Below are 12636 nucleotides of genomic sequence, written 5' to 3' on the forward strand. Positions count from 1 at the left end.
CTAACCTCCCGGCCATGACGCAAACACTCGAACACGAAGAGGTGACCGTCCACCGCGGCTCCCGTTCGGGACTGCCGCTGGTCATCGCGATCCACTCGCGTGCCCTGGGCCCGGCGGTCGGCGGTATCCGCCTTCGCCGGTACGGGAGTTGGCGCGAGGGAGTCGCGGACGCACTGCGGCTGTCCGAGGCGATGACCTACAAGTGCGCCGTGTCCGGCCTGGACTTCGGCGGTGGCAAGACGGTGATCGCCCTCGACGAACACACCGACCTCACACCGGAGTTGCGTGCGGCGGCGCTGGCCGACCTGGGCGAACTCATCGCCTCCTTCGAGGGCGGCTACCTCGCCGGACCGGACGTGGGCACGACCCCCGACGACATGGTGGTGCTGCGCCACTCCTCGCCGTACGTCTTCTGCCTGCCCGAGGAGCACGGCGGCACGGGCGACTCCGGCACCCCGACGGCCACCGGCGTCCTCGCCGCCCTCCGCGCCGGCGCCGACCACACCTTCGACACGGCCTCCCTCGCCGGCCGGACGGTGATCGTCAGCGGCTACGGCTCCGTCGGCAGCCGCATCGCCGCGGGGCTGGTCGCGGACGGCGCGCGGGTACTGGTCTCCGACGTGGACGAGTCGAAGCGGGCCGCTCTGCGGCCGGGTCTCACCTGGCTGGCCCCCGAGCAGGTCCCCGGCACCCCGGCGGACGTCCTGGTCCCGGCCGCCGTCGGGGGAGTGCTGAGCCCTGAGACCGTGGCCGGGCTCGACGTACGCCTGGTCGTGGGCCCCGCCAACAACCAGCTCACCGACGACTCGGTGGCCGCCCTGCTGGCCGGACGGGACATCGTGTGGGTCCCCGACTTCGTCGCGAGCGCGGGCGGGGTCGTGTACACCCTGGGCCGCGAGGTCGACGGGCTGACCCAAGAGGCGGCTATACGACGGGTGTCGGGCATCGGCGACACCGTACGACTGCTCCTGGACCGCTCCCGTGCCAAGGGCACGACCCCGCTGGACGAGGCGAAGACCCTCGCGGCGCGGAGGCTCACGCCGCCCTCGTCCCTGGCTACCGTGTAGCGCATGCCGCCGAAGACCACGTCGACCCCGGAGCCCATAACCGCCGACGCGCCCACGACCATCGCGCGCCCGCTCCTCACCCAGTCCTGGCTCGACCTCGCGTTCCTGCACTGGGCGGCGGACCCGGCCGACGTGGCGGGCCTGCTGCCGCCCGGCACGGTCCCGGACACCCTGGACGGCGTCACGTACGTGGGCCTGGTCGCCTTCCGGATGCACCGCGTCGGCTGGCTGCGCCTCCCGGGCGTGCCCTACCTGGGGACGTTCCCGGAGACGAACGTGCGCCTGTACTCGGTCGACGAGCACGGTCGGCGCGGAGTGGTCTTCCGTTCCCTCGACGCCTCACGTCTGATCCCGGTGGCCGTGGGCCGGCTCGGCTTCGGGATGCCGTACCTGTGGTCCCGGATGAGCGTCCGCACGGACGGCGACACGGTCACGTACACCAGCTGCCGCCGCTGGCCCGGCCCACGGGGAGCGCACAGCCGTATCGCCGTCAGAGTCGGCGAACAGGTCGCCGAACCAACGGAGTTGGAACACTTCCTCACCGCCCGCTGGGGCATGCACGGCACGTTCTTCGGCCGCCGCCTGTACCTGCCCAACACCCACCCCCGCTGGCCCCTGCACCGAGCCGAACTCCTCGGATGCGAGGAGGACTTGGTAACGGCAGCCGGCCTCTCCACCTGCTCCGGTCCCCCGGTGAGCGTCCTCTACTCACCCGGAGTCCCGGCCCGCTTCGGTCGCCCGTCCCGCCCGGCGGGCATCCCTACGCCCTGACCGCCCGACCCGTGCCGGGCCACTCCAGCACGGTCAACTCGGGCCACTCCCGCCGCCAACGCGCGGCCTTCGCCTCGTAGACCGACCGCGGGGCGAGCACGGGATTGGGCCGGACGACGAGATTGAACACGTCCGACAGCCCATGGGGCGCGTACACCTGCCAACTGCCGTCGCTCTCCAGGCGCACGCCCAGACAGCAGGTGGACGCGGCGAAGCTGTCGATGGCCGCCTCGGTCGATTCGTACGGGGGACACGGGATGCCGAACTGTCGGTGACCACGTTCCAGACCGTCTGGAACAGGCACCCCGCCGTCACGTACCAGCCGGGCAGGTCCGTCGTCGCGGCCCGGGCCAGCACGTCCACCAGCACGTCGTTCCGGGACAACACCGCACGCAGGGAGTCGAGTTGCCGGTCGAGAGGGAGTCGGCTGATCACAGGCCCTGCCTACCACGGCTCGTCGGCTCCCCACGACGTCACCCCGTCTGCGTTCCCCCGGTCCCCGCGCGTCCGGGCGGGATGCCACCCGGTTCAGCAGGGCGTCCGGCAGTGCGGCCGTGGACATCCGGGCCAGTGCCTCCCGGCGTTCGTGAGTGGTGGGCTGCGGTCCTCCGGCACGGTGGACGGCAGGCGGGGGCCCGGACCCGGTCGAGCAGCACGGCGGGGCCCAGGGGGCGGTCGGACAGGCGGAGCAGTGCGTCCTCGATCTGGTCCAGCGCCTGGACCGCCGTGGTGGGGTCGTTGACCGCGGGGGACAGCGCTCGGACCGTGATGTCGGCCAGGAGCCGGAAGCCGCAGGCGGCGTCCACACCCGTCACGCGCGCCTCGCCCACATCGACCTCACCACCGTGCGACAGGACGCGGAGCAACTGGCCCGGTTCGGGCGGACCGGCGCGCTGACGTCCGCCGGCGGCGGCATCCCGTGACCTACCACTGGCCCGCTTGGGCGACGATTCCGTACGCGCTGCGGGCCACCGTCCGGGTGCCGCCCGACTGCATGTTCGCGGCCCACCACGTATACAGGACCGACGTTGACCGACCGCCGGGCCGTTGACCGCGGCGACGGTCGGCGGCCAGCAGCTTGCCCAGTTCGGCGCCCGCGCAGATGGCCGGGCCCGCACCCGTGAGGAAGATCGCGCCGACCGTCTCGTCCCGCTCGCACGTCTCGACGGCGTCGGCCAGGTCTCGCACCATCCGCGGCGACAGCACGTTGCGGCGGTCCGGGCCGTCCAGGCGGAGCACCCGGTCGGGGACGGGTACGTACGCCGCGTCGACGACATCGGGATGGGTGAGGATCGGGTTCTCCGACCTCCTCCGCGCTGAACTTCTCGCCACCACGGTTGATCAGCTCCTCCTTGCGGCCCGCCGCCACGGGCGTTGTGCTCGGTTCGTTCAGTCAGCGGATGACGGGCGCGTCGGTGTGGTCGACGATGTCCTGGAAGGTCACGTCCGGCGCGCATGCCACCAGCACGAGCCCGTCCGGCGTGACGTCGAGGACGCCGAGGTCGGTGATGATCCGGTGGACGCAGGTCTCGCCCGTGAGCGGGAGCGTGCACTCCTTGACGATCTTCGGGGTGCCGTCCTTGGCGGTGTGCTCCATCAGCACGACGACCCGACGGGCACCGTGGACCAGGTCCATCGCCCCGCCCATGCCCTTGACCATCTTGCCGGGGATCATCCAGTTGGCCAGGTCGCCGCTCTCCGACACCTGCATGGCGCCCAGCACGGCGGTGTTGATGTGGCCGCCCCGGATCATGCCGAAGGACGACGCCGAGTCGAAGAAGGACGCCCCCGGCAGGACCGTCACCGTCTCCTTGCCCGCGTTGATCAGGTCCGGGTCGACCTCGTCCTCCGTCGGGTACGGGCCGGTGCCAAGGATGCCGTTCTCCGAGTGCAGGACGACATGGACGTCCGGCGGGAGGTGGCCGGGGATCAGGGTCGGAAGACCGATGCCGAGGTTGACGTAGGAGCCGTCGGTGAGTTCGGCGGCGGCGCGGGCGGCCATCTGGTCGCGGGTCCAGCTCATGCTCGTACGGTCCTCTTCTCCATGCGCTTGTCGGCCGCCTCCACGGCCGTCAGCTCCACCACCCGCTGCACGAAGATTCCCGGCACATGCACCTGGTCGGGGCTCAACTCGCCGGGTTCCACCAGCTCTTCGACCTCGGCGATCGTGACCCGGCCCGCTGTCGCGGCCAACGGGTTGAAGTTGGCGGCCGACTTGCGGAACACCAGGTTTCCGTGGCGGTCGCCGCGCCAGGCCCGTACGAGGGCGAAGTCGGTGGTGATGCCGTGTTCCAGGACGTGGCGGCGGCCGGCGAAGGCGCGGATCTCCTTCGCCGGGGAGGCCACGGCCACCGAGCCGTCGGCGGCGTACCGCCAGGGCAGTCCGCCGTTCGCGACCTGGGTGCCCACACCCGCGGGCGTGTAGAAGGCCGGGATGCCGGCGCCACCGGCCCGCAGGCGCTCGGCCAGCGTGCCCTGCGGAACCAGCTCCACCTCCAGCTCACCGGACAGGTACTGCCGGGCGAACTCCTTGTTCTCGCCCACATAGCTGCCGGTCACCCGGGCGATCCGGCCGTCGGCCAGCAGGACGCCCAACCCCCGCCCGTCCACACCGCAGTTGTTCGACACGACCTCCAGACCGGTCGCGCCCTGCGCGTGCAGCGCCTGGATGAGTACGTCGGGAACGCCGCTGAGACCGAAGCCGCCGACGGCCAGCGACGCGCCGTCGGGGATGTCGGCGACCGCCGCTGCGGCGCTCGCGAGGACCTTGTCCATGGGGGCCTTTCTGGTGTTACCGCTGTTTCTGCTGCACCGCAGGCAGTTACTGCTGGACTGCGTCCGAGATCGACTTGACCCCGCCGTGCGCGGTGAGGCCGCCGTCGACCGGGATCTCCGCACCGGTGATGAAGGACGCCTCGTCCGAGAGGAGGAACACGACGAGCGAGGCGATCTCGTCGACGGTCCCGGTGCGGCCGAGCGGCGTCTCGCGGATGTTGGCCTCGCGGAACGCGGGCGCGGCGGACGCGGTCATCTCCGTCTCGATGAACCCGGGATGGATCGTGTTGACCCGAACACCGTGCGGGCCCAGTTCGAGCGCCGCCGCCTTCGACAGGCCCCGCAGCGCCCACTTGCTCGCCGTGTACGCCACCGGATAGTGCCCGGTGAGCGCGGCGGTGGAGCCGACGTTGACCACGGAGGCGCCCGGCCGCATCAGCGGGGCGAGGTGCTGCATGCCGAGCAGCGGACCGGTGACGTTCACGGCGTGGACGCGCGCGAAGTCCTCGGGGCGTACGTCGTCGAGGCGGGCGCGCCAGGTGATGCCCGCGTTGTTGAGCAGACCGTGGATCCGCCCGTACGACTCCCCGAGTTCGGCGGCGAGTTCGGCCCACTCCTTCTCGCTGGTGACGTCGAGGCGGCGACAGCCGGGGGCGTCGACGACGTCCGTGGCGATCACCCGGGCGCCCTCGCGGGTCAGGGTCTCCGCCTCGGCGGCACCCTGCCCACGCGCGGCGCCCGTGACGACGACCACCTTGCCGAGGAGCCGCTTCACGGCCGCTCCCGGCTGCGCCGGCGGGCCGTCGGCAGCGGTACGGGGTCGGCACCGGCGACCACCGTGTTGGAGACCGTGCCGATGCCCTCGACGGTGAGCGTGACGGTGTCGCCGGGCTTCATTGGCGCCGGGTCCTGACGGCCTCGCACGCCCCAGAGTTCTGCCAGACAACCGCCGTTGCCGCAGGTTCCCGAACCGAGCACGTCACCAGGGCGCACCCAGGTGCCGCGCGAGGCGTAGGCGACCATCTCCTCGAACGTCCAACTCATGTTGGACAGCAGGTCCTTGCCGATCACCTCGCCGTTGATCTCGGCGGTCAGCGCGAGCCGCAGGAAGCCGTCGGCGTCCCGGTAGGGCTCCAACTCGTCGGCGGTGACCAGGTAGGGGCCCAGCGTGGCGGCTGTGTCCTTGCCCTTGCACGGGCCGAGACCGACCTTCATCTCCGCCGACTGGAGGTCACGTGCGGACCAGTCGTTGAAGACCGTGTAACCGACGATGTGCTCACGCGCCTGCTCGGGGGTGAGATCGCGTCCCTCCTTCCCGATCACGGCGGCGACCTCCAACTCGAAGTCCAGGACACGTGATCCGGGCGGCATGGGGACGACGTCGTACGGGCCCACGATCGCGTACGGGTTGGTGAAGTAGAAGGTCGGGGCGTCGTACCAGGCCTCGGGGACCCCGTTGGCGGCGTCCACGGAGCGGCGTACGCCCTCGACGTGTTCCTCGAAGGTCACGAAGTCCCGGACGGTACGCGGCTCCAGCGGTGCCAGGAGTCGTACGTCGGACAGGGGGACCGCCGGTCCCGGGGGGATCACCCCGAGGGCGTCCAGGGGAGAGACGCCCCCGGGGAGCGCGCGTACCGTCTCGCCCTCGACGATCCCGTGCCGTCGGCGGCCCTCATGGAGATAGGTCGCTATGCGCATGCGGGCCTCACACCGGCGGGGCGACGAAGCAGCCGCGGTCGACGTCGTTGAAGGACTCCTTGGCGACCAGTTCGTTCATCGGGTTCGCCGTGCCCCACTGGTCGGTGACCTCGGGCCGGGAGAAGTCGTAGACGTGCGGGTGCCAGCTGTCCTCGTCCAGCTCCTCCAGCTCCGTCGTGTACTCGACGGTGTTGCCGTGCGGGTCGAGGAAGTACGTGAACGTGTTGTCGCCCGCCATGTGCCGGCCGGGACCCCAGACCTTGCGGGCGCCGGAGCGCATCACCCGGCCGGAGCCGCGCATGTACTCGTCGATGCCGCGCATCTCGAAGGAGACGTGGTGCAGGGAGGTGTGCGGGCCCTTGGCGAGCGCCATGGAGTGGTGCTGGTTGGAGATGCGCATGAAGTGCATGACCTCGCCCATGTGCGGCGAGCTGAGGGTGTCGGAGAGCCGGAAGCCGAGGTGGGTCTCGTACCACTGGCGGGTCCTGTCGAGGTCGGGGGAGTTGAGCACGACGTGGGACAGCTTGACCGGGATCGACTCCTTCTCCTCGATCTTGCGGTGCTGACGGACCTCCACGTCGGAGGAGACCTCGACGGTGCGTCCGTCGACGTCGAAGAAGCGGAAGCCGTAACCGCCGCCGGGGGTGTCGACCTTGCCCGGCCGGGTGATCAACTGGACGCCCTGGGAGAGGAGTTGCTCGGCGAGCGTGTCCACGTCCGCCGCGCTGCCGGCGCCGTAGGAGACGAGGTCGAGGCGCTTCTCGTCGGCCTTGCGCAGCCGGATGACATAGCGCTCGGGGCTGCCCTCGGCGGCCAGGAAGGAGATCCCGGACTCCTCCTCGACCTTGGTCAGGCCCCAGACACCGGCGTAGAAGTCGAGCTGCTTGTCGTAGTCGGGCACGGCGAGGTCCACGTGCCGCAGATGGGTGAGCAGGCGGTTGCTCATGGGGGGCTCCTCCTCAGGAGAGGTTCAGCAGGGCGGCGGCGTTGCCGCCCCGCACCGCGTGGAAGTCGTGGTCGGGCAGCCGCGCCGCGCGCAGGGCGGCGATCGGGTCCGCGGTGCCCATGTCGAACGGGAAGTCGGAGCCGAGCAGGACGCGGTCGGCACCGGCGGCGCCGATCAGCGCGTGCAGCACCTCGGGGTCGTGCACCAGGGAGTCGAAGTACAGCCGGGGGAGGTAGCTGCTCGGCTCCCGTGCGCAGCCCTGTGCGTCCGGGCGGGCCCGCCAGGCGTGGTCGGAGCGGCCGATGTGGGTCGGCAGATAGCCGCCGCCGTGCGCCGCGATCACCTTCAGGCCCGGGTGCCGGTCGAGGACGCCGGAGAAGATCAGCTGCGAGAGCGCGACGGCGTTCTCGGCGGGCTGGCCGACGGTGTTGGACAGGTACCACTGGTCAAGGCGCTCGTCGAGCGTGCAGCCGAAAGGGTGCAGGAAGAGCAGGGCACCCGTCTCCTCGGCCCGGGACCAGAAGGGCTCGTACGCGGGGTCCGACAGCTCACGGGCGGGTGCGTGCGAGGAGATCTCTACGCCCCGCAGGCCCTGTTCGAGGGCGTGGTCCAGCAACTCGACCATCAGGGACGGGTGTTGCAGTGGCACAAGACCGAGGCCGTGCAGCCTGTCGGGCGCCTTCGCGCAGTGCGCCGCGGTGCCCTCGTTGGCCAACCGGCAGACCCGCTCGGCCAGTTCCGGCTCCGCCCAGTAGTGGTAGTGCGACGGCGACGGGCTGACCAGCTGTAGGTCCACACCCTGGTCGTCCATCGACGCCAGACGCACCTCGACATCGGTCAGCTTCGGGATGCGCGCGCCGACCATCGGCCCGTTCACCGCCATGGCCGCCGGGCCGTTGCGGCGGGCGTCCAGGGCACGGGCCTCCGCGAGGCCGGGACGACCGGCGACGGCCTCCTCGACCTCCGGGAGCAGGAGGTGGGCGTGGACGTCGATCGTGGGAATCGACGGGAGGTCGGTCACGGGAGTTCCTTCAGCGCGCTCAGGGTGCGGTGCATCAGTCCGGGCACGTCCGCGTCGCGCCGGCCCTCCAGCAGCCACTGGGCGAGCTGGACCGAGGCGTCGACGACCATGCGGACCCGGGGGAGTCGTCGGGCGTGGTAGTCGGTGAGGAGCTGGTCGTCCCAGGCGTCCCGGGCCGTCAGCAGCTCGGCCAGGACCAGGACGTCCTCCAGGGACATCGCGGCGCCCTGGGCGAAGGTGGGCGGGCAGGCGTGCACGGCGTCACCGACGAGCACGACCTTGCCGCGGTGCCAGGGGCCCTCCACCAAGTGCCGGTCGAACCAGGTGTAGTTGACGGCCTTGGGGTCGGTGAACGCGGCACGCAGCTCCTCCCACGCGCCGCCGTAGCCCTCGCTGAGCGCCCGCATCTCTTCGGCGTAGGACGCCGGGTCGATGGAGGCGCGGTCGCGGGCCGGCTCCACGAGGTACGTGTAGACGGTGTCCTCGCTGGTCGGGCAGTAGCCCGCGATGAAGCAACGGCCGCCGTAGATCATCTCGGTGCGGGTGACCCCGGCCGGGCGGGGCGCGGGGGCCCGCCAGATGCCCATGCCGGTGGGCTCGGGGGCGTCGGTGATGCCGATCATGCGGCGGGTGGCGGAGCTCAGGCCGTCGGCGCCGACCACCAGGTCGTAGCGGCGGTCCGTGCCGTCCGAGAAGGTCACGTCCACGCCCTCGTCGTCCTGCGCGAACGCGGTGGCCGTGGTGCCGAGGCGGACGTCGGCGCCCGAGGCGTGCACCTGCTCGATGAGCAGCTGCTGGAGCCGGGGGCGCTGCATGCCGATGTGGGCGGGCAGGTCGTCGCCTCCGGTGTGGATCTCCTTGGGTTCGCCCACGACCATGCCGTTCGGGGCGAGGATGGCGACGCCCTCGGCGGCGTACCCGTCCTTCTCGACACCGTCGAGGACACCGACCTCGCGCAGCACCCGCAGCGCGTTGCCCTGGAGCGTGATGCCGGAGCCGGCGGCCGCCTTCCAGTCGGGGCTCGCCTCGACGAGGTCGACGGCGATCCCGGCCCTGCGCAGCAGGATCGTCAGGGCGTTTCCGGAGGTGCCTCCGCCGATGACGAGGACGGATCGAATGGGGCTGTCAGCCATGTCGGGGATACCTCCCGGGATGGGGCCGCGCGACTTCGGGCGGCGGGATGCGGCTCAAAAGGGGTACGAGGTGGGCTATTTGACGGCGATCGGGTTCACCGGCGAGCCGACCGCGCCGGTGATCGGCAGTGGCGCGGCGGTGAGCCAGAACTCGTACACGCCGTCCTCGGCGCAGTCCGCGGCCAGACCGTCGAGATCCCACATCTCGCCGATCAGCAGACCGACGTTGGGGATGACGACCTGGTGCAGCGGCTGGAAGGCGTTCTCGAACTCGTTCGGCCGCACCTCGAAACCCCAGGTGTCGGTGGCGATCGCGGCGATCTCGGTGCCGTGCAGCCAGCCGGCGGTGCTGAAGGAGAGGCCGGGTGCCGGGCCGCCCGCGTAGTCGCCCCAGCCGTCGCGCTTGGCGCGCGCGAGGTGTCCCGTGCGTACGAGGACGATGTCGCCGCGGCCGATGCCGACGCCGTGGGCTTCGGCCGTCGCGCGCAGGTGCCCCTCGGTGATGGCGAACCCGTCGGGCAACTCGCCGTCCGTGCCCAGTACTTGGGCCACGTCCAGCAGCACGCCACGCCCGGCGACGTACGGCGCCATGTGCTCGATGCCGGTGACCAGGTCGCCGTCGGAGGTGACCACCTTGTCGGCCCGGCGCCCGTTCCACGCGAACCCGTGGTCGAAGATGTGCCCGAGCCCGTCCCACTGGGTCGAGCACTGGAGCGGCATCGCGATCACGTCGTCGGCGCCGCCGATACCGTGCGGGAAGCCCTGGTTGCCGAGGGCCGCGTCGGTGCCGGTGTCCAGCATGGTGTGCACGGGGTTGGTCCGCCGACGCCAGCCCTTCTGGGGGCCTTTCATGTCGAAGCGCTGGGAGAGCGAGAAGCTCACGCCCCGGCGCACGAGGGCCGCGCCCTCACGCCGCTTGGCCTCGTCGAGGAGGTTGAGGGTGCCGAGTACGTCGTCCTCGCCCCAACGCCCCCAGTTGGAGTACTTCTTGGCGGCCTCGGCGATCGCGCCCTCGGGGTCGCTGCGGTTCACGAGGCGTCCTCCTCGACACATCGGGTGCGCTGCACGCCGAGCCCGGTGACGGACCCCTCCATGACGTCGCCGTCCCGCAGGAGGCGGCCCCAGTGCATACCGTTGCCGGCCGGGCTGCCGGTCAACACAAGGTCACCGGGGAGGAGTCGAGCCGTCTGCGAGATGTACGACACCAGACGGGCGATCCCGAAGAGCATGTCCTTGGTGGACTCGTCCTGCATGGTGTCGCCGTTGAGCTTGAGCGTCACCCGCAGATCGCCCGGGTCCGCGATCGACTCGGCCGGCACCAGCCAGGGCCCGAGCGGAGTGAAGCCGGGCGCGTTCTTGCAGCGCAGCCAGTCGGTGCCGATGGCCTTCATGTCCCGGCGGAACACGGTGGCGCGGTCGGTGAGGTCGTTGGCGATCGTGTACCCGGCGACGTACTCCAGGGCCGCCTCCACCGAGACCCGGTACGCGGGCTTGGCGATCACGGCCGCCAGCTCCAGCTCCCAGTCCGGCTGCCTCGCCCAGGCGGGGAGCACGACATCGTCGTACGGGCCCGCGATCGTGGTGGGCAGGCCGATGAAGACGTACGGCAGATCCTCGGCGGCCCGCCGGTCCATCACCGCGGCGATCTCCGCGCGCGCCTCCTCGACCGTGCGGGGGTCGTCGGGGGAGCGGTGGGCGACCTCCAGGTCGATCACGTGCTGCCGGTAGTTGGCGCCGGACTGGAAGATCTGCCGGGGCTCCAGCGGGGCGTGCACCCGCAGGCCCTCCAGCGGACGCCGGTCGAGGGCCGGATCCTCCGCGAGGGAGTGCAGGACGGGGAGGGCCTCCTCCCAGCGCTCCACCACGGCCCGCACGTCGGCCGGGGCCCACTCCAGGGCCCGGCCCAGGTCGAGCACCCGACCGTCGGCCAGAAGACCGGGGAACGGGCCCCGGTCCGTGGCGTCCGGGTCGGAGAACGTGCCGAGCGCGAACGGGCCGGCGGGCTGCGGAAGCGGGCCGGCAGGTTGCGCGAGCGTTGCCATGAGATTTCCTCCTGCTGGGTTGCGGTCTACTCTGGCCCTGATCGGCGAATCACGGAAATAGATCCTGTGAATGCGCCTCATCCACGTCATGGATGGCCATGGACGGCCCTCAGTCCCCAGGTGGTATCCGGTGAACCTGTCCCGACTCGACCTCAACCTGGTCGTCGCCCTGCGCGCCCTGCTGGACGAACGCAATGTCACCAGGGCCGGCGAGCGGATCGGGCTGAGCCAGCCCGCGATGAGCGCGGCCCTGTCCAGGCTGCGCCGCCATTTCGGCGACGAGTTGCTCGCCCGGACCGGAAACTCGTACGAGCTGACCCCGCTCGGCGCCGCCCTGCGCGACCGCAGCGCCAGCGCGTGCGACCTGCTGGAGCGGCTGTTCTCCAGCCAGGCCGACTTCGACCCGGCGGCCGAGACCCGCGAGTTCACGCTGCTCGCCTCCGACTACGGCGCCGCCGTCTTCGGCTCCGCCCTGGCCCGCGCGATGCACCAGGAGGCGCCCGGCGTCCGGCTCACGTTCCAGCATCCGGCGCCCTCGGTCACCGAGAACACCGCGACGGTGCTCAGCACCGTCGACGGCCTGCTGATGCCGCACGGCGTCATCGACGGCTTCCCCTTGGTCGACCTCTACCAGGACCGTTGGCTGTGCCTGGTCGCCGACGACCACCCCGACGTCGGCCACGAACTCACCCTCGACGACCTCGCGCGACTGCCCTGGGCGGTCTACCAGCGGCCGTACGACGCCCCCGTGGCCCGGCAGCTCAGCATGCTCGGGATCAGCCCCCGGGTGGAGGTCTCCGTGCAGACCTTCCAGCTGCTGCCGTACATGGTCGAGGGCACGCGCCGGATCGCGATGATCCAGGAACGGCTGGCGCGGCGGGCGGTCCGCTCCGCGGGGGTGCGGGTGCTGCCGTGCCCGTTCGAGGCGGTGCCGGTCCGGCAGGGCATGTGGTGGCACCCGGTGCACGCGCAGGACGCGGCGCACATCTGGCTCCGCCGTAAGGCGGCGGAGGTGGGAACGTCCCTGGCCGAAACGCCCTGAGGGGCGCGGGGCTGTGTCGATTGGCGGCTCCGCCGCGGGGCGCGACCAGCCACGACGAAGCCGCAGCCGCGAGTGCCGCAGTCGGCACTATGGCGAGTGCGGCTTGTTCGTGGTCGATCGCGCCCCGCGGCGGAGCCGCAA

14 protein-coding genes and 1 pseudogene are annotated in these 12636 nt (G+C 71.5%); 3 read left to right on the forward strand and 12 right to left on the reverse strand.

From position 1 onward, the window contains the following. Positions 1-14 precede the first annotated feature (14 nt). Complete coding sequence (locus ACQEWB_RS39225; protein WP_432839799.1) at positions 15-1067, forward strand: Glu/Leu/Phe/Val dehydrogenase dimerization domain-containing protein; 1053 nt, start codon at positions 15-17, stop codon at positions 1065-1067. Between the two features lie 3 nt (positions 1068-1070). Then, positions 1071-1838, forward strand: coding sequence for a YqjF family protein (locus ACQEWB_RS39230; RefSeq protein WP_432839801.1), 768 nt, complete (start codon positions 1071-1073; stop codon positions 1836-1838). Here ACQEWB_RS39230 and ACQEWB_RS39235 read toward each other — a convergent pair. From ACQEWB_RS39235 to ACQEWB_RS39290, 12 genes and pseudogenes are all read right to left on the reverse strand, one after another. Next, positions 1828-2273, reverse strand: a pseudogene (locus ACQEWB_RS39235) (nucleotidyltransferase family protein). The gene ACQEWB_RS39230 and the pseudogene ACQEWB_RS39235 sit on opposite strands and share 11 nt — an antisense overlap. A gap of 38 nt (positions 2274-2311) precedes the next feature. After that, on the reverse strand, positions 2312-2668 hold the full coding sequence (locus tag ACQEWB_RS39240) for a DUF2254 family protein (protein WP_432839803.1): 357 nt from the start codon (positions 2666-2668) through the stop codon (positions 2312-2314). Positions 2669-2762: 94 nt separating this feature from the next. After that, positions 2763-3173, reverse strand: a complete 411-nt coding sequence (locus ACQEWB_RS39245; protein WP_432839805.1) for an enoyl-CoA hydratase-related protein — start codon at positions 3171-3173, stop codon at positions 2763-2765. Between the two features lie 58 nt (positions 3174-3231). Continuing rightward, positions 3232-3861 (reverse strand): CoA transferase subunit B, encoded by a 630-nt coding sequence (locus tag ACQEWB_RS39250; RefSeq protein ID WP_432839807.1) that lies wholly within the window; start codon positions 3859-3861, stop codon positions 3232-3234. Beyond that, positions 3858-4613, reverse strand: coding sequence for a CoA transferase subunit A (locus tag ACQEWB_RS39255; RefSeq protein WP_432839809.1), 756 nt, complete (start codon positions 4611-4613; stop codon positions 3858-3860). Before ACQEWB_RS39255 ends, ACQEWB_RS39250 begins: the two co-directional genes overlap by 4 nt. Before the next feature lie 46 nt (positions 4614-4659). Continuing rightward, complete coding sequence (locus ACQEWB_RS39260; RefSeq protein WP_432839811.1) at positions 4660-5388, reverse strand: SDR family NAD(P)-dependent oxidoreductase; 729 nt, start codon at positions 5386-5388, stop codon at positions 4660-4662. After that, the gene (locus ACQEWB_RS39265) at positions 5385-6311 is read right to left on the reverse strand and encodes a fumarylacetoacetate hydrolase family protein (protein WP_432839813.1); all 927 of its coding nucleotides are present in this window, start codon (positions 6309-6311) and stop codon (positions 5385-5387) included. The genes ACQEWB_RS39260 and ACQEWB_RS39265 overlap by 4 nt, the downstream gene beginning before the upstream one ends. 7 nt (positions 6312-6318) lie before the next feature. Next, a complete protein-coding gene (locus ACQEWB_RS39270; protein WP_432839815.1) occupies positions 6319-7257 on the reverse strand; it encodes a VOC family protein in 939 nt (312 codons plus the stop codon). Positions 7258-7270: 13 nt separating this feature from the next. Beyond that, positions 7271-8278, reverse strand: coding sequence for an amidohydrolase family protein (locus tag ACQEWB_RS39275; RefSeq protein ID WP_432839817.1), 1008 nt, complete (start codon positions 8276-8278; stop codon positions 7271-7273). Then, complete coding sequence (locus ACQEWB_RS39280) at positions 8275-9411, reverse strand: FAD-dependent oxidoreductase (protein WP_432839819.1); 1137 nt, start codon at positions 9409-9411, stop codon at positions 8275-8277. The genes ACQEWB_RS39275 and ACQEWB_RS39280 overlap by 4 nt, the downstream gene beginning before the upstream one ends. A gap of 75 nt (positions 9412-9486) precedes the next feature. Beyond that, complete coding sequence (locus ACQEWB_RS39285) at positions 9487-10464, reverse strand: cyclase family protein (RefSeq protein WP_432839821.1); 978 nt, start codon at positions 10462-10464, stop codon at positions 9487-9489. Then, the gene (locus ACQEWB_RS39290) at positions 10440-11453 is read right to left on the reverse strand and encodes a fumarylacetoacetate hydrolase family protein (protein WP_432839823.1); all 1014 of its coding nucleotides are present in this window, start codon (positions 11451-11453) and stop codon (positions 10440-10442) included. The genes ACQEWB_RS39285 and ACQEWB_RS39290 overlap by 25 nt, the downstream gene beginning before the upstream one ends. 130 nt (positions 11454-11583) lie before the next feature. Between ACQEWB_RS39290 and ACQEWB_RS39295 the strand changes: the two genes are divergently transcribed. Next, entirely contained in the window at positions 11584-12495 is a 912-nt protein-coding gene (locus ACQEWB_RS39295) for a LysR family transcriptional regulator (RefSeq protein ID WP_432839825.1), read from the forward strand. Positions 12496-12636 lie beyond the last annotated feature (141 nt).

Source organism: Streptomyces sp. CA-249302, assembly GCF_050936785.1.
Classification (GTDB): Bacteria; Actinomycetota; Actinomycetes; order Streptomycetales; family Streptomycetaceae; genus Streptomyces.